This window comes from Brasilonema sp. UFV-L1, from assembly GCF_012912105.1.
Taxonomy (GTDB): Bacteria; Cyanobacteriota; Cyanobacteriia; order Cyanobacteriales; family Nostocaceae; genus Brasilonema.
This window is the reverse complement of record NZ_QMEA01000068.1, coordinates 12,488-32,112: the sequence shown is the minus strand read 5'-3', so window position 1 is coordinate 32,112 and position 19,625 is coordinate 12,488. Positions and strand designations below refer to the sequence as shown.

Genomic DNA, 19,625 nt, shown 5'->3' with positions numbered 1-19,625 from the left:
TGATTCTTTTTTCAAAATGAAAAGTCTATTGCTGCATTGTTGTTAACTTTTGAAACAATCTAAATACCGCTGTAGATGATGATTATGGATTGATGCGTAAGTGTTTAAAAACACTTTGTATTATCTATGAGTTGTCTTAATGAAGTATTTGTTTATGGGAACACTATTCTCAAAAAGAATGGCTATCTTATTGCCTCTTAAAGTCTTAAAGTCTGGTTTAACCGCCATTGACTTCATTTAGAAATCGCGCTTGCGATATGATTGTACTTTTTTTCTTGTGGGAGTGAGAGACTTATGCATAATTTTAAACGCTTGTCAATAGCAAGTACCACATTGATAGCGTTAGGAATGATAACTGCTACAGTTAGTCCCATATTAATTTCTGCTCCAGTTTCATCTCAAGTAACGACTCCACCAACGACAACTACAGGGACTAACTTTCCTGATGTTGGGGCAGATTACTGGGCACAACCATTTATTCAAGCTTTAGCTGCAAGAAACGTAATTACCGGCTTTCCTGATGGTACTTACAGACCGAATCAACCTGTGACTCGTGCTGAATTTGCAGCCATGCTTCAAAAAGCTTTCAACCAAAACAGAGTTCGGCAGTTAAGTCCTGGTGGATTTAAAGATGTTCCTTCTGGCTTCTGGGCGGCTTCTGCAATTACTCAAGCGTATGAAAGCGGATTTCTCTCAGGATATCCAGAGAATTTGTTTCTGCCAAATCAGCAAATTCCCAAGGTGCAGGCGATCGTCGCTTTGACAAGTGGTTTGGGTTTGACTGCTAGCGGTGATGCAACTAATACTCTTGGTACCTACTATACAGATGCCAGTGCTATCCCAAGCTATGCGGTGAATAATGTCGCAACTGCAACACAAGCTAATCTTGTGGTTAACTATCCAAATGTAAATGTGCTCAATCCTCTTGTACCTCTGACTCGTGCAGAAGCTGCAGCACATTTATATCAAGCTTTAGTTAGATTAGGACAGCTGCCACCTCTTCCTAAGAATGTCGCAGCGGCTAATTATATTGTAGGTGGAACCACTGCTAGTACTCCAACCAACACAGATATCGTATCTCTTGCTGCCTCTAGTGATTCTTTTACAACTTTAACTTCTTTATTGAAGACAGCAGGTCTTGCTGATATTTTACAACAACCAGGTCCATATACTGTTTTTGCTCCAACCAATGAGGCATTTGCTGCTTTGCCTCAAGACACCTTACAACGATTACAGCAGCCAGAAAACAGAGAAGTACTGATTAAAATTTTGAGATACCATGTGGTATCTGGTGCTCTTAGTGCTGATAAACTTACGGCTGGTAATCTCAAAACCGTTGAGGGCTTACCCTTAAATGTTAAAGTCAATGGTGGTAGTAATCAAATTGCAGTCAACAATGCGAGTGTGATTCAGCCGAATATCGAAGCGAGCAACGGTGTGATTCATGCGATTAACCAAGTTCTTATACCATCTGATATAAGTCTCAAAACACCACAGCAGAATGGTGGAGATAGTATTACGCCAGGTAGAGCCACTCGTGGTGTTTCCAGCTATATTGGGGTTGGTGGCAACATAGGGTTAGGGGGAGATTCAGCTCTCGCTGAAGGGAACTTTGCAGCTTTTAGTAAAATTGGATTGACACGAAACATATCAGTGCGACCTTCAGCAGTGATTGGGGATGATCCGATCGTTTTAGTTCCCATTTCCTTCGACTTGTCCCAACGAGGAACAGGACAAGGGTTTAACATAGCCCCTTATATAGGTGCTGGTGTCGCTATTGAAACTAGCGATGATGCTGATGTTGGTTTCCTGCTCTCAGGCGGTGTAGATGTGCCTTTAGGTAGAAGATTTACATTAACGGGTTCTGTAAACGCAGCTTTCCTAGATGACACTGATGTCGGACTGATGCTAGGTATTGGTTATAATTTCTAACCAATTTGCTATCTGCTACAAGCTTCAAGGTGATAGGTTACAGGTTTTCCCTGTATCCTGTCACTTATCCCCTATGAGTCAACAATCCCACGTCTTTTCGTTCAACGTCCGCTTGCGATAGTTTAACAGGCGTGGGAGTTCAAGCTCCCCAACTGAGCGGTACACGTCGTCGCTGTTCCAAAACTTGGGTGTAAAGTTCTTCAAGTCGAGTAATATTACCACTTAAAGTATACTGTTCTAAGACTCGCTTTCTGGCTTTGTGTCCCAGTAAAGTTGTTAATTCAGGATGGTCTTGGAACAGTGGCAAGAGGGTCCTTAATTGAGAGCGTGTCGTTTTTGTGTTCAGAACAACACCAGCTCCTTTCTCCAGAACTTCTCCATCTGCGCCGACATCTGTTGCCATACAAGCAAGCCCGCAAGCCATTGCTTCTAATAGAGATAAAGACAATCCTTCTACTATAGATGGTAAAATAAAGACATCTGCCCCCCGTAAAATTTCGATTCGCCGTTGTTCATCGGCAACAAATCCCAACCAAATAATGTTGTACTCCAAACTGTAAAATGGTTCTAAAGAAGGCTTTAAGGGACCATTGCCAACAATAATCAATTTGCTATCTGGTCTCATCTGTGCCTGTTTCCAAGCACGCAGGAGAGATTCAACATTTTTCTCGGGAGCAATCCGACCTTGGTAGACAAACAAACGTTCGGCTTGAAATTCCTCTTTGACTTCGGAATGACCAGGAGAATATTTCTCAACGTCTACACCGTTCGGAATGACAGCGATATTTTGTTCTGGTACACCCATACGAGCTAGTAATTCTCGTTGAATTTGAGAAAACACAATCACGCGGTCATAGTTACCCAAAAAGGGGGCGTAGAGTTGATAAGCCAAAAGTTGCGTTCCGGATACCAGTTTTGCACCCTTCCCAGCAAACGGCGTGTGGAAAGTCGCGACTAAAGGCAATTTCAGTTGCTCACAAATTTCTGGTAAAACAAAGTCAAGGGGAGATAAAGTCAGAGAAGCGTGGACGATATCAGGTCTGATGCGTCGTAGCGATTGAGTTAAAACTCTGGTCGCTTTGAAAGTTGGAATTGTGTAAACCTGGGACTTGTAAATGAAGGGTAGAGTGACTTCTTGGCAATTGGGCCAGTTCTCCAGGTCTGATTCTTCTTGGGCAAAGTGGAGAAAGCTAACTTGATGTCCTCGGTCTAGCAAGGCATTTGTAATTTCTCTACTGTAAGTGACGTTACCACAAAAGGGTGTTTTTTTTCCAATCCAGGCTATACGCATTCTTTGTTAGCTATCACAGAAAGCGAATTTATTATATTAGCTTTTGTCTTTTTTATTAGTCCTTTGTCTCGCTTGACTTGCTGGTTCTTGAGTTTGCCCAAAACAGAAACAACTGTTGCGTCAGTGAAAACTTCTGTACATTTTCACAAACATTACACTTTGGCTTTACTGACTTCATTTTTCAGTTGTTCATTTATATTCTTTTACCAAAGACTATGTAGGCGTTACGTATAACGTCTAGCTTTAGTCCAGATTAATTTCCAGCAAGTGTGTGAGAATTTAGCACTGAGGTAAGTCTACCATAAAAACAGAAGTTTACAGTACATAATCGGAGGTAGAAAGCTGAATATTAACTCTTTTTATCTAATAGCTACCTAGAAGAGGTATACCAGATCAAGATACCACCTGAAAAGACAATCGCAGCTAATGCCAAAAACAGTAAATGTAATCCAACAAAAGTTTCCGCAATGCCCGCTAGTGCTAAGGGTAAGGACAGAGCAATATTAATCACGTTGTTTTGTAGACCAAAGACTTTGCCACGCATTTCTGGCGAAGTTTCTGTTTGGATAGCTGTTTGCATGGGAATACCCACCAACGCCCCAAAGACACCCAACAGTGTGATTAAAAGCAGGACAATCCATAGCTGTTTAGTAAAAATTGACAGACCGATAAGAGAGACTGTCATACCTAAACATCCACATAGACTTAACAGTGTATGGGAGAAGCGCTGACCAAATAGACCTAAAAGAGTTGCCCCAAGAGCAATACCAACACCTCCTGCTGCTAGTAAAAAGCCAAATTGAGAAGCTTTTAAGCCAGGAATTAATTCTGCCATGCGAACTGCTAAAACGGTTAATGCCGCAAATGTAGAAAACAAAATGATGAGTTGGATAAGCGCATTGCGAAGGCGATAATTTTCTTTGAGATAACGAAAACCATCTTGCAAATCAGCAAAAATGTGAGGAGATTGTTTTTCTAGTGGCTGAGGTTTTTCATGAGTGACAAGCAGCAACAAAATGAGTCCGGCGATCGCATAAGATCCACCCACAACAATTTCTTTTCCTAGTCCATAACTACCACCTAATTGCGACCATAGTTGATCTGCTACGGCTAGTAATGGTTCTCCAACAGCAAACCCAACTATGACTGACGCCATCATTGTTGTCGTGTACAGTGAGTTTGCCGAAAGTAAATGCTGTTCTTGGACTATCAAAGGAATGGTCGCTTGTTCGGCTGGTGCAAAAAACTGTGTTAGCGTCGAAACCAAGAAAGTCACTCCTACAAGGATACCAAAACCCACTGGCAAGACTCCCATCACTGGTTGCCAATCATGAGTGAACCACAGTATTGGTGGAATTACTAAAACCAGTATGCCGCGCCAAAGATTTGTTGCGACGAGCACCACCTTTTTCGACCACCGATCTACAAAAACACCAGCAATGGAACCGAAAAGGATTGCGGGAATGGTAAAAGCCATCATTAGCGTTGAAACCCAACCACTAATGGTCTGCTCGCTCGTTTGAAACTGAGTATTAATAATAGCTATCATCAAAACCAGATACACTTTATCTGCCAATTGACAGAAGATTTGACCACCCCAAAGAGCCAAAAAGTTAGGATTTTTCAGTATCGGCACAAACCCTTGCTCTTGTTTTTCATCTGATGACGCTGCTTCTCCACTTGAACCAGAAGTCCCGATTACATCTGTTGTTTTTGCTACAGTGGCTGTCGCCGCTTGCACGTTCTGTTCAGAGAAATGACTCTTGCCATTTGCTGAACTGGTCAATTTATTTTCCAATTTGTGTTTGTGGTTCGTGACATCAGGGTTTGAGATTTCCGATGTGCTATTTTTCTGATTTTCAAAAATGTCTTTTGCCTGCTCATGAAAGTTAACATGACTGGGTAGAGACCTTGAAATATTGGGGTGATTAGCGATTTTAGGCATTGATGCCTTATTCTGTTTCTTAGTGTAACTTTGTGACAACGGCAGGATTTTTCTATCCAAATCAGACGGTTGCATCATGGTTGACAGCAAAATAAGAATCTATTAGAGCAGCGGAGCGAATAGGGCAACCAAAGTGATACTGAGTATAGTGACGCAAAATTTGCTCAACGGATAACCAGCTATCATTTGTGGCTACATCTTGAATGAACTGTGGTTGCGACAGATCCTGGAGTATAGCAAGTTCTGTCGCATTCAAGCGGCTCGATATGACTGGTATTTCTTGCCGATGAATAACGGTTTGGTAGTTGACAGGTCTCTCTTTTACAGTAGCAGGGGAGTGGTGAGGATGAGGAGAATTTTGCTCCCGCATCTGTTTCGTCTCCTTTTTCAGGCGTTCCCAAGCACCTAAGCAAATTGTTCCACCTGTTGGTATGCTAAATCCTACTTGCCAAGTTGGGTCTGTAAAATCTGGTCTGAGAGAGCGTCCAGTCAAGCAACAGATTTGTACTTGGGGAGTTAGTCCAGCCAAAGCTAAAAGGTGAAATACCCCATGAGCCAGATGTGCTACAACATCAAATGCTTCTCTTTTCGGTAAAGCTTCCAAACGATACAGATGTTCGTTTAGTAACTCATATAATTCTTCTTGGGGTTGCTCACTTAATGCCTGATGTAGTATTATCTCTGCTAAATACTGGCTAGCAGCCAGCTTTACTAAATCTTTAGCAAGACCGGGATAAGACTTTATAGTTTGTGCTTGAGTGATTTTATCGAGCGATCGCCCTTTGGCAATCAGCAACTCATTGACCACAAACACTCCACTCCGACCACCAAGACTGGAGTTGTGTTTGCGTGAACCTGGGGCGACTACTCGAATCAGACCAAACTCTCGTGTCAAAATTGTCACTAGTCTGTCTGTTTCTCCCAGCGCCTGAGCTTTAAGATTAATTCCAGTTGCTTTATACGTTTTAGTCATTAGTCATTAGTTATGATCATGAGTCATTCGCTTTAGACAAAGAACAAATGACTACTCACTTTTTCCCAGTGTATTGCGCTGACGAAGCAAATCGATACTCCGAGAAGTCCCCAATCTAGTGGCACCCGCTAAAATCAAGTCTAGAGCTTGGTCGATGCTACGAATACCTCCTGAGGCTTTAATTCCAACCCTGTCTCGTGCGACTTCTTTCAAAAGTCGTACGTCCTCTAATGTGACACCGCCATTCCAACCAGTACTTGTTTTGAGAAATTCTACTCCAGCATCCATACAGATTTCTGCTGCGAGTCTTTTTTCCGCATCTGTCAGCAAGTTAGTTTCTAAAATAACCTTTACCGTTTTTCCAGTCTCTTCACATATTTCGGCAATTTCCTGGTGTACATTGTCGGTTTTGCCTGCTTTTAACCAGCCCAAATTTATAACCACATCTAACTCTGTGGCACCATTTTCCACTGCTTCTTGAGCTTCATACAACTTTGTTGCCGAAGTTGCTGCCCCAGTTGGAAAGCCAATCACCGTACAAACTTTAGGCTTTTTACCGTGGAGAAGTTCTGCTGCTTGCTTCACATGAGTCGGGTAAACACAAACCGCCGCAAAATGAAATCTGTCCGCTTCTTCACACCATTGTTCAACCTCCTTTGAGGTCGCTGTTGGTATGAGCAGGGCATGATCTATAAATGGCGCAATATCAATGTCTGTATAATCTGCTGCCATCATCTTTATTATCAATGATTTATTATTAACCTTTATAAAAAAATTTAAAACTATTTGGATAAATTAAATCATAAATTTTTAAGTTTTTTATCTGAACTTTATCAGCAGAAATTACGCCCACACAGACAAAACCCGCCTGAACAGCTTTAGGAAAGTTGAATCTGCATCGGCGGACTTTGTTTATACAGCTGTGATTTCAACTCATCAAAGCTAAGCGGTGATCTCAGATTCGATAAGTTGTGACTGCTGTGCTTGTGGCGTCAAACGCTTCACGCTTTGCTTAACAAAACTTTGTAATAAACCCATTTGCTGGTTCTGCTGAAATACGCTTTGCAAAGTTTGTCGTAACTTGTCCAGATTTAAAGCTGTTCCAGAATGAGTAGCAACTTCCTGTTGTTGGAAATACTCGACTAGGCTTAAACCTGCTATACGAGTCAGATAAGCTGCACTAACTCCCTGCACCAAGCCACCAGCAACAAAGGTGATCGCGTTACTTTTGAGCACTGTACTTATTGCTTTAGAAGACAATTCTACCAAACCCAGTTTCAGCATTAAACCTCCCATTGTTCCAGCAACAGTTTGCGCCTGTTCTAAGGAAAATGTTTGCTGATAGAGACTACCCAAATCCATAACCATTTGGGCATTAATTGCCGCTGTTGCTAGGATATCAAGCGCTGGTACTGGGTTAGCAAATGCAGCTGCAGCAGCTATCCACTGATATTGTTCAATGACTGGGACAGCGCGATCGCCTCTGGTTCGATTCAGCAAGTTTTTCGCTTCAGCTTTCAGCAACAAGGCTTTTCTCATTGTCGTTGCCCACACCAACTGCTGTCCTTGCTGTGTCACCATTTCACTCAACTGCTGCGTCAACTGTTGAATATCTGGTGCTGGTACCTCCAGCCACTCTTGTACACAACCATCTTCTTGATGTTTCCGTACTTTCATCGGACTGGGAGACGCCGCTGTCGCCACGACAATTGAGGACATCCGATGTTTCAGCGACTGCAACACACTCACGCGTTCATCTGGCAAATAGTGGTCTTGTTTATTAAAAACCAGAATTGTGCTTTGATTAACTGCTTTTAGTTGTTGTAAGCTCTGAAATTCAGAATCTGTTAAATCACCATTTGTCAGGAACAAGACAATATCAGATTTGTTTGCTTGTGTCAAAATATCTGCATCTGACTTTTCGCCTGCTTCTTGGAACAAAGGTGGTGTTTCTTGGAATTGTAGAGAATTCTGGCACCAGGTAGATTTTAAAACTTCAATCAAAGTCGTTTTACCTACCGATTTGCCACCAGTGACAGCAGCGATCATCTCTTGTCTATCTAACTCAGCCGTCAGATAGGCAACTTGTTCTCGCAATGTTCCTACAGTTTGAGGATTTTCTGTTTCTTGTGCGAGTTGGTTAACTACGGCTTCAGCTTTAGCAATCGTACCTTCCACTGTTGCACGGTCTACAGGCAAACTGTTTTCTGGTTTAGAACTATCTTGAGTGCGATTTAACTTTAATAACCACAAACCGCCGCCAAGGGCGAACAGACTCAATAAACCAAATTCACCAATCTGCACCATTGAATCGTGCAAATTTTGTAACATCCACAAAGAAAAGGACAGTCCCAATCCTCCCACTAAAATCGGTCGCCGCAACTTCACAACTATGATTCTCCGAGCTACGCTGGTTTCTCCTTCAGGATATATCAAAACCTTGCTTCTTCGAATCCGATTGGTGGATGCACAAAATTTTCTTTACATACGGTTGTTTCTAAGATTAACTCCCAAGCATCACGATATTGTGCAGAATGAAGTTTACGCTGCCGCTTCTTCTCATATATGAAGTATATTATCTAACATTTTGCACAGTGACTTGATTGCAATTTTTGTACGGTGGGCACTGGCTACCGTTTACTCAACTCTTTATTAAAAATCAAACTTTGGATTCACTAAAAAGTTTGCTAGACAAGCTTTCGAGATTAATTTGCTGCCAATGAGCGCTTCGTGCTTATCCAGCCCTAGATGGCATTCTTTCGGAATTGCCATTTTTCTTTTTGTAGATTTATTCAGGAATTAGGTCCATAAATACCAAAACTGGAGTCAGGTCATGAGGCAAAAAATCTTAATTTTGGCAGCAAATCCTAAAGATACAACACCGCTGCGTTTGGATGAGGAGGTGCGTGAAATTGATGCTGGATTGCAGCGATCCAAACACCGCGATCAGTTTGTCTTACAGCAGAAGTGGGCAGTACGAGCAAGGGACATTCAGCAGGCAATGCTGGCTATTGAGCCGCAGATTGTTCATTTTTCTGGGCATGGGACGGGGGATGAAGGTTTGGTATTTGAAGATGAAACAGGTTCGGTAAAGATAGTCGATGGAGAAGCCTTAGCAGGGCTGTTTGAACTGTTTGCGGATCAAGTTGAGTGTGTTGTTCTTAACGGCTGTTACTCTCAAGTACAGGCAGAGGCGATAGCTTCGCTGCAGCATAGCGGCAGATCGCTCAACACGTTAACTATGTGATTGGCATGAAAAAAGCGATTGGAGATAGAGCTGCAATTGAATTTGCTGTGGGTTTTTACGATGCTTTAGGAGCCGGGAAGTCTGTTGAATTTGCTCACAAATTTGGATGCGCTGCAATTCGGTTAGCAGGTATTCCAGAGCAACTAACCCCAACTCTCAACAAGAAGCCAAATATTGAGGAGATAGTTTCTAAGATAAGTAGTTCAAAAGAACAGGCTCCAGTGCTGGACGAATCTGACAGAGAAATACTTACGAAACTCTTAATCCTTAGTGGACGTGCTGAGTATTCTGCACGAATCTCACTGTGTATCAAGATTGGTATTGAATCAAATCAACTTGGATTTCTAAGAGAATCTACTGTCACTGACTTTGCATTACAGCTAATTGACTATTTAGATAAAATAGACGATAAACAAGCTCTTTGTAAAATTTGCTCTGAACTAGAAGTTGTCTTTAAGAGAAGTAGCTACTTAACTAAATTAGAAAATGTTAAAGCCAAACTAAGTTGTAACTAGTATGCGGAGTAAAAAGTATGTCCACTCAATTCTTTTTAGACGAAAATGATATGGGAACATTAGCAAAGCTAATGCTTCGTAGCCAACAAGTAAGAACACGAGAAGCACTATGTCTAAGAATTGGGATAGACCATAGGCGACTTGGGTTCATAAAAGATAGTGCAGATGATGACTTTGCTATACAGCTCATCAACTACTTAAATGAAATCAGCGATAAGGAAGCTCTTTGTAAACTTTGTTGTAACGAACTATTTCCAGTTTTTCATCATGGAACATATGCGCCTATTTTAAGCGATATTGCAGCCAAACTCCATTGTAATCAGGAGTTAAGTCAGAATTCCTCCAATAAGAAACAGTCAACTATTCCATTGCCTATTCCTGCTCCTGGAGTCAGCGTTAATCCCTTTAATCAACTTGTTAAAAACAAATTCATTACAGGTGGTACAATTGTTCTAATTGGGTTAGCAGGGTTTTACTTGAGTAACCAGAACAGTAACTCGTCTTCTGCCCAACCTACGCTTTCTGCTCAACCGCAGATAAGTAGTCATAACTCTAACTTAAATTGTGCAAATATTAGCTTTAAGTCATCTCAAAAACCAAGTTCAGCGAAAGTTCAAATTCTTAATCCATCTCATGAAGAATGCGTTGAACAATTACCACTTATTCAAGGTAAAGTAACTGTTCCAGAAGCTAACCAAGTATGGATTGTAGTTAAACCTTTAACGGATAATCAACCTTATTATGTTCAAGCACCTGCCCGTGTAACTAACGGGGAATTTCAAACACAAATTCATGTGGGATACGAAAAGACGGTACCAGGTACTCAATTCGAAATTCGCGCCTTTGTTGAACCCATTGAAGAACTTAAAGAAGGACAAAAACTTGACGGTTGGCCAAAAGCAAGATGGTCTTCTGATGTTATTTCAGTTAAGAGGAAGTAGCCGAAGTCGTCGCTCGTTTAATCATTCCTTAAGGTGGCATTTCATTTATCAAAAACAAATCTCTACAACATTTTACAATTGTAGAGATTTGGTTCTTGTATTTGGTGGCGGGAAGTGGATTTGAACCACTGACCTTCGGGTTATGAGCCCGACGAGCTACCAGGCTGCTCTATCCCGCGTCGCCTCGTCACTTTCCCAAGTATAACAACAAAGTCAGAAATTTGGCAACTATAAAATCGATAATTCTCCAATAACTTCTAAACGCTTGTATTTACCAAGGTTCATAAACTTCTCTGACAGAGCTTCGGCAACGTTGGGACTAATCCAGCCCAACTGCTTGAGTAAGTGAATGGCGACGGCATGTTTTGCTCGCTTTGCTCCATCCATCACTTTAATTGCCAATCCCATGCCCTCACCCAATCTGGCAATACACTGTACTCCTTCAGCACCAGCTTTACTGACGAGTTCTCCAGGGGCTAAATGCATCAGTTCCGTATCAAACTCTCCAACTCCAGCCACCATCGCTGGGTGATGAGTCATAGCACGGACAATACGCTCGATGTCCAAACTGCTACGAGAAGCAAGCTGAGCATACAATGACGCCATTTGACCGAGTTGCATCAAATACGTGGGTGCGCCACAGTCATCATGAGCGCTGATGAATTCTTCTGCTGGCATTCGCAGTAATTCTGAGACTTTGGTTAAAATCAGCTGCTGTACTGGGTGTTTGCGCTGTAAGTAGTTATTTAACGACCAATTGCATTGCTGACAAACAGCTAGCATCCCTGCGTGTTTACCAGAGCAATTGTATTCTAAACGACTGTGCTTACCTTCTGGAATTGGACATTGGAGTGCGGAAGGATCGACATCAGCCCGCCAGAGTATGTTAAATGCTTGTCTGACTTGCTCTATTGTTCCTTTATGGGAACTTGTGATAATCGCCAGGTCTTTATCGCTCAAGTTATAGCGTTCCAAAGTCCCTGTGCTGGTTACAGCAAGTGCTTGAAACGGTTTGAGCGCAGAACGAACGAATGTAGCAGTTTCGGCATTTCCAGCAACGGAAAGTACTCGTCCTCGTTCGTCACATACGGCAGCTTGGACGATATGCTTTGATTCTATAATGCCTTCACGCAGTAACCTCGCTTCTAATGCGGCGGCTTGTGTTCGTTTTCCCATTGTCATGGGTTAAAATTTACCACCTTTTTAAGTTATGAGTTATGAGTTTTCAGTTATGAGTTAGGAGTAATAACTGATGAACTCTTAACTCCTAACTTCTAACTATTTACACTAGGTGCCAAACTATCGTACCAGCAACGAACAACACAGCCAAGCCAACAAAGGTAATTTGCAGCCGACTAATAATTGGTTTTATCGAGTAAGCAACAATCAGGCGATCGCGTGTCAGGACTTGTTGTGGTTTCATCCAAGTTTGACCGTCATACCATCCTGACTCTTCGTAGAAGATGATTGGACTCATCAGGCGATCGCGAATATAAGACCAACCCAAATATAATCGTACTAATACTAGTACAACTCCCACACTTGCTCCTGCTAAACTACACAGAATAAATTGTGCAGTTTGCTTGTGGGGGGGAAAGCTTGCGGCTGCGACTGGTCCTGCTATCAACCACCATATTCCCCAAATCCAGGCGATTTTTGTGATATACTCACGCCAATTTAGGGTACAGTCACGAAACAGCCAGGAGGATTTTAATTCTTCGTACTCATTGAGTGGTTGCTGTTCTGCGGGAACTGGGCAGTTTGAGACTGAAGACTCTATCATATTGGTTTACCCTCACCATCTACGGAAGTTGAAAACTCGATACATTCCGCATGTCCCCAGAACGCTTCTAGATTATAAAACTCCCTCTCATGAGGCAACATGATGTGAACAATAACTTCACCATAATCTTGTACCACCCAAGTTGCTTCAGATTTTCCCTCTATCCGCAGGGGACGCCTTTGCGACTCTTGTTTGACTTTTTCTTCTATTGCGTCGGCGATCGCTCTCACCTGTACCCTTGAATACCCTGTCACTACTACAAAATAATCTGCCAGATAAGACACATCTCCTACCCTTAGCAGTAGGATATCACCTGCTTTGCGGTCTGATGCCGCTTCGGCGGCTTTTAACGCTATCTTTCCACTCACATCGTTGGTATCAACCAGTGAGCTTCCGAACAGATTGTTTGTCACTGCGACTGATTGTCTTGGGAAGTTGGCTTGGAAATAGTCAGACATTAAACCTCAGCTGCTCTATTTTTTTTGTAACTATTTTTTACAATGACTGACGAACAACGTTGAGTTGCAACTGTGAGAACTAGTTTTTTTGAATACTAACAAAAAAACCGGTGTCTATACGCTTTATTGTAGAATCGGCTGTTTGGCTTTCCACCTTTGTAGGAACCAGTTGCGCGTGAATATAACTCGCGGATGAACCAAACAAGAACTATCGAGCAAGAATTTTAGAGTATAGTCACAGGTCAAAGCAACAGCCTGATTAATATTTTGACAGCTCATTTGTCTCAATGCTTGCAACTGGGGGGTATCGCCTCGTCCTGGCTCTATGCTATCTGCTAGAAACACGATACTACATAGCAGACTCATACCTGGTCTACCTAAAGTGTGGTTGGCAATAGCTTGTAATATTTCTTCATCTTCTACGCCAAATGTCTCTCTGGCGACGATCGCACTGACGTCTGCGTGCAATAAATGGGGATTTGCGGTCATGACTTCGTCTACTTCCAAGCCCTCTTGGTGTGCCATTTGCAAAAGTTTCTGCGGCTTAAAACATTTTGCTAAATCGTGCATTAACCCTGCCATTGCAGCTTTTTCTCGAGTCACTTTGTAATGAGTCGCCAGATCTATTGCCATTTGCTCAACCCTGAGAATATGCTTAATTCTGGAAACTGGAACATTCTCGCTCAACCAGGCTAAGACTTTTTCACGCATCATGGCTGTACTCTTACAATGAGGGCTTGTAGCAGGAATCAGTTAGGGGTGATGAGTATATAACTTTATTCTAACGAAGTTTCACTTCAGATTCCTTTGCCCCAACAAGAAGGTATTTTTCAGAAAAGATATTGACCAATGGCTTAATGGCTGAACGTTCAGCCGTCACTGAGTAGAACAGAGACTCGTATTTCGTTAATGCTTGTTCAAAAGCATACTGCTCAACTGCAAATTGGCGAGCACTCGATTCCAAAGCTTTCACTTTTTCTGGGTGATTGTACAAATCAAAAATTGCCTGTGCTAAAGCTTTGGGTTTTTCTGGAGGGACAACAATTCCAGCGCCACTTTGTTTAATAGCTCTGGCTGCTGTACCATTACTGGGGACAGATCCGACTAATGCTCGACCACTGCCAAGTAAGAGTTGGATTTTCGATGGCATATTGAAAGATATGACATTTTTCTTTTGCACGACCAAACCGACATCAGCCGCTGCCAACATTTCTGGCAAACTTTCACGGGGTTGAAAAGGAACTAGTAAAACATTATCTGCCCCGCATTCGTTGCAAGCTATTTGCAATCGCTCCAAACCTTTTGCTTCGCCTACAATCACAAAAGTTATATTTGGAATATGTCGTAACAAAGAAGCAGCTTTGACAACGGTTTCTAAACCTTGAGTGAGGGCAATGTTGCCAGAGTATAGCACCACAAATTTGCCATCTAAGTTATAAGCTGCTCTAAAAGCGTTATTTTCTTTTGGCAGAGGTCGGATAAAATTGACATCGACCCAATTAGGGATTTGTACAATTTTGCTAGGTGCAACACCTTTTTTGTGCAAATGTTCTACAAATCCATCAGCAATCACACTAATTTTCGTTGCACTGTGGTAAGCGAATTTTTCTAACGCTGTAAACGCTTTAATAAGCCATTTGTTTTTCAATAAACCAAGGTGTACTGCAGCTGCTGGCAGTATATCTTGAAGATTTAAAACGACAGGGCAGTTGTGCAGCCAACCTAAAAGGGCGCTTGGTAAGCAAACAGGTAAAGATGGTGAGGTTGAGAGAATGACATCTGGACGCCAACCTCGCACAGCTGGAAGAAAACTAGTCACCACGAAACTCGCATCTAGCAGTAATCGATCTATTAAGTTGGGTTGTGGACGAATCCAAACATAACTGCGCTGGATTTGAACCCCATTCTTGTACTCAGTCACATACCACTTCCCTCGATAACTCTCGTATATCCGACGCTCAGGATAGTTGGGCATAGCAGTCACTACGCGTACTTGATGTCCACGCTTGACCAATCCCTCTGCTAATTCTGTCATGAGGGGAGCAATGCCAATTGGTTCTGGGTAATAGTTGTAAGAGTAAATCAAAATACGCATGGCAAATTAGTTTGAGTCGGAACAACCCCGGTGTCTTTGTCTATGACAACATTTGTTGCCAATCTGATTCCGCAATTGTGTAAGTTTATATATGCATTTTCTCCTCAAATACTGTGTATATTACTTATCTTTATTGAAGATTGAGTAAAGTCTGATGCAACTTTTGATAAGTTAAGTTAGTCTTTATATAATTAGATCAATTGCTATATGTCATTTTCACAACCTGAAAATGACATAAGTAATAATCCTGTTATTTTGTGTTAAATTAAAAGCTTAGTAAATTTTTATTTGCGTATATTGTTCATAAATTCTGTTAATGGATTCATGACAATAAAAATCCTGGCAATCATGCCAGGAAATGTAATATTGTTTACTTAAAATTTGTCGTGCATAAGTACAGCAGGTTGACGACACTCTGACTGATTGGCACGCTTGCAAGTAAATTTAAACAGCGCCACTGTTTTTCTTAAACAAGATAGCAACTGTTCTAAAAATTAACTTCAAATCGTACATTAAGTTCCAGTTTTTTTGATACTGTAAATCTAGGCGAATAACGTCCTCAAATTTCCGGATAGTAGACCGTCCATTGACCTGCCATTCTCCGGTCATTCCTGGTTTCACATCCAAACGTTGCCACTCTGGAACTTCATAGCGCTCTACTTCATCTGGTGTTGGAGGTCTAGTGCCGACTAAACTCATCTCTCCTTTTAAAACATTCCAAAATTGGGGTAGTTCATCTAGGCTGGTTCGACGCAAAAAGTTTCCAACCTTGGTAATTCGTGGATCATTGTCTATTTTGAAAAATGCCCCTTGAACTTGGTTCTGCTTTTCTAGTTCAGCTCTTCTCGCTTCTGCATCAATGTACATTGAGCGGAATTTCCAAATCCGAAAGCGTCTCCCCATCCAACCACAACGAGTTTGACTGAAGAAAATAGGACCAGGACTATCGAGTCTAATAGCAGCAGCAATAGGGATAAGTAAAATTCCTGTAATAGCTAAACCGACTAATGACCCAATTATGTCTATGAACCGTTTCATCCAAGAACGAACAGAAGGATGTGTTGTTGGTAGTTCTTCTAATTGACTCTTTGATGGTGTTTCTCCTTGAGACTCAATAGAAAAAATTTTATCCAGTCCAGTCAGGTTAAGGACTGAGTTCACCTGAGGGGTCACATTGCGTAGTATAAATTCGATATTTTTTTCCTGAGCAATTTTCAAATTACTGACCAAGGCACCTAAACCACTACTATCCATAAAAGTCGTTTGGTGAAAGTCAATGATAATTTGTTTAGTGTCGGGATTTGCCTGAGTGATTTCTTGGCAGGTTTGCTTAAAGGCTACAGCCTCAAGCACGCTCAATCGCGCGGGTACCTGCACAATCGCCGTGTCATTTGAGAACGTCACCGGAAAATTTACCTCTTTGGGTTGGCTAGTCATTAAACCCTGCACTTTCGTTGTCATGTCAATGTCATTTTCCAAACACTATTTAGTCCCATCGAATCGATAGTTACTTCGGTTGACTTTGGATATCGTCACCTGACGATTCACAATAGAACAAGAAGCTAACTAAAGTTTGAAGTGTCAAGGATAAAGTATGTCAAGAAAGAATAAAGGGTAAGAAATTAAAGTATTTCATACTTTATTCTTTACTTCCTACTTTAGATTTCTCACTTTTGCCGTATCTTCATACTTTATACTTCATACTTCATACTTCTTTAGTGAAAAATATTCTTGCTTTTGTGCCAAAGTAGCACATACTTATTGCGATCATCACATGACGATTCAGACTACTGTTAAGACTACTGTTACACCTAGCGCACGCCTGATAGAGGTCTTTTCTGCCATACAGGGGTTGGGCTAATAAAGCGCGAAAAACTGCGGTGCCTCCGTAAGATGCCCCATGAAAAGTTATTCTTTTTGTATACCAGTTGACAATTGGGGCGATTTTTCCGCTTCAACTCGGAGGCTTAGAACCCGTTACTTGTAATGAGGCACCGCAGTTTTTCCGGGTTTGATGAAACGGGAAGGACTGAATGTGGGAACACGTCAGATTTTCATTCGCTTTGCTTTTTGTGACTTACGCTGTCACTTTTGTGATAGTACACACACTTGGAATGCACCTGCTACTTGTAGGATAGAGCAAACTCCTGGATTACGTGACTTTGAAATTTACTCAAATTCTCACTGCCCATGTTACTAAAATGGGTTGAGCGGCAAAATCTGCCTTGCCTACACGATACCATTGGCTTAACGGGCGGCGAACCACTTCTACACACCCCTTTTTTGGTAGAACTTTTACCCCAAGTACGGTCAGTCACAAGTTTACCTGTATACTTGGAAACTGGTGGACATCGCCCAGAACAACTAGATACCATACTACCCTATATAGACTCTATGGGGATGGATTTTAAACTACCCAGTACAAGTGGGGAAAGTCGTTAGCGAGAACAGGTAGAATTTCTCCGGATGTGTTGGACATCACAAGTAGAAGTTTTTATCAAAATAATTGTTGCTCAAACAACAAATCCCACCGAGTTAGAACCTTCTGCTCAATTGGTTGCATCTGTCAATCCATCTATTCCAGTATTTTTACAACCTGTAACACCGTTGGAAGATTCTGGTGCGTTCAAACAACCGCCGATGCTTGCTCCTTCTCCCAACCAAGTCTTAAATTGGCAAGCGATGATCAAGCGTTTTGTCAAATCTGTACGAGTTGTTCCTCAAACCCATAAAATTTTGAACCAACTTTAACCTTTGACAGTCAAAAAGTGAGTGCCTTAGTAGTTAGTTGTCAATTGTCCTATTCGCCACTAACTACCAATAACTTTATGAAGATATTATCAAGCAAAAATTCGATCGTATAAAATTTTGATGTCAAAAACATAACGCTGCTAGAGAGTTAACTTGTTCTTAATACGAAAGTCAGATGCTGAAAACAAGTTATTCGTCATTTTTTGCATCTTACACATGATTCCTGCAAAACAGTTGTTTTCACTTGTTAGCTGCTCGTTAATCATCTCCTCTGTAAGTATTACAGGATACACAGCCTCAGCATATGGTATTTCTTTTACTAATACCCTCTCTATTCCTGGTGAAAGCACAGATTTATATCCTTCAAGCGGCAACAGCGCCAATGTCAATCGTTTGGGATTTTTCTCAGAGATCTACTATGATCGCTTTAATAATGTATACTACGGATTGAGCGATCGCGGTCCTGGTGGCGGTACGATATCATACAACACACGAGTACAAAAATTTTCTTTAGATGTTGATCCCAAGACAGGAGCAATTTCCAACTTTAAAGTACTAAAGACGATTACATTCACAAAAGATGGTCAAAATTTTAATGGATTAAACCCCAGGTTACTGAATGGCGATGCCAGGAATCTTGGTTTAAGTTTCGATCCAGAGGGGTTTGCTGTTGGTCCTAATGGTCATTTCTACGTTTCTGATGAGTATGGTCCCTCTATTTATGAATTCAAACCAGATGGATCATTTTTACGAGCGTTTACCATACCAGAAAATTTAATTCCCAAAGAAGCAAACGGCAATGTTAACTATGTTGATGGTCGTCCAACGATTACCACTGGACGCCAAGATAATCGAGGATTTGAAGGATTGACTCTTAGCCCAGATGGAACCAAACTCTATGGTATGCTACAAGGCCCCCTTGTGAATGAAGGTTCACCAGACGGACGGCGTAGTGGTAATTTGAGGATAGTAGAATTTGAGACAAAAACTGGCAAAAGTACGGCTCAATATATCTATCAGCTAGAAAGCTTAGCAGAAATTAATGAGCGTATTCCGGGAGAAGATAATGATTTTGGGGCAAATTCCCAAGGGCGTAACATTGGTATCAGTTCTATTACTGCTCTCAATGAGCAAGAATTCTTAGTTTTAGAAAGAGATAATCGCGGGTTTGGAGTGGACGCAATCAACGGATTAGTGGATGCTCCCACCGAGACACCACCACCTGTAGGTAGTAAGCGAGTCTACAAGATTAATATATCAGGCGCAACTGATGTCAGCGGGATTAGTTTGGCAGACACCAACACATTACCCGCAGGTGTTAACCCAGTGAGTAAATCTTTATTTTTGGATATTGCTGCAGTTTTGAGTCCTGAGAATCCAGGTGATTGGACAAAGATAGGAGAAAAGATGGAAGGTCTTGTGATTGGTCCTCGACTGAAGGACGGCTCCTATGCACTGCTGATTGGTACTGACAATGATTATAGTGTGACTCAAGATGATTCCAGCACTCAGTTTGATATTTGTACAAATAGCGATGGTAGCAGCTATAGCAAGAGAGTGATTGACAGTGGATGCCCAGATGGTCAAAGGTTAATTCCTGGGTTCCTTTACTCTTTTAAGGTGAGTCCGACTGAACTCGGTAAATTTGTCCCATTAAAGAAGTCCCATTAAAGAATCCCAGAACCAACGTCAAC

General features: G+C 41.6%; 16 protein-coding genes, 1 tRNA gene and 1 pseudogene. 6 read left to right on the top strand and 12 right to left on the bottom strand.

Annotated elements, in window-relative coordinates; translation table 11 throughout:
- The first annotated feature begins 294 nt into the window (after positions 1-294).
- Positions 295-1,932: a fasciclin domain-containing protein gene (locus DP117_RS19770; RefSeq protein ID WP_169219971.1), complete on the top strand. Its 1,638-nt coding sequence runs from the start codon at positions 295-297 to the stop codon at positions 1,930-1,932.
- A gap of 139 nt (positions 1,933-2,071) precedes the next feature.
- Here the strand turns inward: DP117_RS19770 and DP117_RS19765 are convergent, their stop codons facing one another.
- The 5 genes from DP117_RS19765 to DP117_RS19745 form a co-directional block, all read right to left on the bottom strand.
- On the bottom strand, positions 2,072-3,223 hold the full coding sequence (locus DP117_RS19765) for a glycosyltransferase family 4 protein (RefSeq protein ID WP_169219970.1): 1,152 nt from the start codon (positions 3,221-3,223) through the stop codon (positions 2,072-2,074).
- A gap of 370 nt (positions 3,224-3,593) precedes the next feature.
- Positions 3,594-5,246, bottom strand: coding sequence for an MFS transporter (locus DP117_RS19760; protein WP_248277728.1), 1,653 nt, complete (start codon positions 5,244-5,246; stop codon positions 3,594-3,596).
- Positions 5,230-6,141: a DNA repair protein RecO gene (gene recO, locus DP117_RS19755; protein WP_169219969.1), complete on the bottom strand. Its 912-nt coding sequence runs from the start codon at positions 6,139-6,141 to the stop codon at positions 5,230-5,232. The genes DP117_RS19760 and recO overlap by 17 nt, the downstream gene beginning before the upstream one ends.
- A 51-nt stretch (positions 6,142-6,192) precedes the next feature.
- Positions 6,193-6,873 carry a deoxyribose-phosphate aldolase gene (deoC, locus tag DP117_RS19750; protein WP_169220014.1) on the bottom strand — a complete coding sequence of 227 codons (681 nt, stop codon included), beginning with the start codon at positions 6,871-6,873 and terminating at the stop codon, positions 6,193-6,195.
- A gap of 210 nt (positions 6,874-7,083) precedes the next feature.
- A complete protein-coding gene (locus DP117_RS19745; RefSeq protein ID WP_169220013.1) occupies positions 7,084-8,535 on the bottom strand; it encodes a DUF697 domain-containing protein in 1,452 nt (483 codons plus the stop codon).
- 439 nt (positions 8,536-8,974) lie between these two features.
- Here DP117_RS19745 and DP117_RS37290 point away from each other — a divergent pair, with 439 nt between their 5' ends.
- From DP117_RS37290 to DP117_RS19735, 3 genes are read left to right on the top strand one after another with little or no spacing between them, the layout of a single operon-like run.
- Positions 8,975-9,388: a CHAT domain-containing protein gene (locus DP117_RS37290; RefSeq protein ID WP_339381330.1), complete on the top strand. Its 414-nt coding sequence runs from the start codon at positions 8,975-8,977 to the stop codon at positions 9,386-9,388.
- 5 nt (positions 9,389-9,393) lie between these two features.
- Positions 9,394-9,903 (top strand): hypothetical protein, encoded by a 510-nt coding sequence (locus DP117_RS37285; protein WP_339381329.1) that lies wholly within the window; start codon positions 9,394-9,396, stop codon positions 9,901-9,903.
- A gap of 17 nt (positions 9,904-9,920) precedes the next feature.
- Positions 9,921-10,844, top strand: coding sequence for a hypothetical protein (locus tag DP117_RS19735; RefSeq protein ID WP_169219968.1), 924 nt, complete (start codon positions 9,921-9,923; stop codon positions 10,842-10,844).
- Between the two features lie 102 nt (positions 10,845-10,946).
- Here DP117_RS19735 and DP117_RS19730 read toward each other — a convergent pair.
- The 7 genes from DP117_RS19730 to DP117_RS19700 form a co-directional block, all read right to left on the bottom strand.
- Positions 10,947-11,023: transfer RNA gene (locus tag DP117_RS19730), tRNA-Met, on the bottom strand.
- Positions 11,024-11,072: 49 nt separating this feature from the next.
- Positions 11,073-12,026: an asparaginase gene (locus tag DP117_RS19725; RefSeq protein ID WP_169219967.1), complete on the bottom strand. Its 954-nt coding sequence runs from the start codon at positions 12,024-12,026 to the stop codon at positions 11,073-11,075.
- Between the two features lie 100 nt (positions 12,027-12,126).
- Positions 12,127-12,627: a CGLD27 family protein gene (locus tag DP117_RS19720; protein ID WP_169219966.1), complete on the bottom strand. Its 501-nt coding sequence runs from the start codon at positions 12,625-12,627 to the stop codon at positions 12,127-12,129.
- Positions 12,624-13,085, bottom strand: a complete 462-nt coding sequence (gene rsfS / locus DP117_RS19715; RefSeq protein ID WP_169219965.1) for a ribosome silencing factor — start codon at positions 13,083-13,085, stop codon at positions 12,624-12,626. Before rsfS ends, DP117_RS19720 begins: the two co-directional genes overlap by 4 nt.
- A gap of 123 nt (positions 13,086-13,208) precedes the next feature.
- Positions 13,209-13,796: a bis(5'-nucleosyl)-tetraphosphatase (symmetrical) YqeK gene (yqeK, locus tag DP117_RS19710; RefSeq protein WP_169220012.1), complete on the bottom strand. Its 588-nt coding sequence runs from the start codon at positions 13,794-13,796 to the stop codon at positions 13,209-13,211.
- Positions 13,797-13,866: 70 nt separating this feature from the next.
- The gene (locus DP117_RS19705; protein ID WP_169219964.1) at positions 13,867-15,180 is read right to left on the bottom strand and encodes a WcaI family glycosyltransferase; all 1,314 of its coding nucleotides are present in this window, start codon (positions 15,178-15,180) and stop codon (positions 13,867-13,869) included.
- Positions 15,181-15,624: 444 nt separating this feature from the next.
- The gene (locus tag DP117_RS19700) at positions 15,625-16,641 is read right to left on the bottom strand and encodes an exopolysaccharide biosynthesis polyprenyl glycosylphosphotransferase (RefSeq protein WP_211176210.1); all 1,017 of its coding nucleotides are present in this window, start codon (positions 16,639-16,641) and stop codon (positions 15,625-15,627) included.
- Between the two features lie 562 nt (positions 16,642-17,203).
- Here DP117_RS19700 and DP117_RS19695 point away from each other — a divergent pair.
- Together DP117_RS19695 and DP117_RS19690 are read left to right on the top strand one after the other, a co-directional pair.
- Positions 17,204-17,931: pseudogene (locus DP117_RS19695) on the top strand (7-carboxy-7-deazaguanine synthase QueE); the annotation flags it as partial.
- Positions 17,932-18,147: 216 nt separating this feature from the next.
- Positions 18,148-19,602, top strand: coding sequence for an esterase-like activity of phytase family protein (locus DP117_RS19690; RefSeq protein WP_169219963.1), 1,455 nt, complete (start codon positions 18,148-18,150; stop codon positions 19,600-19,602).
- Positions 19,603-19,625: the final 23 nt, after the last annotated feature.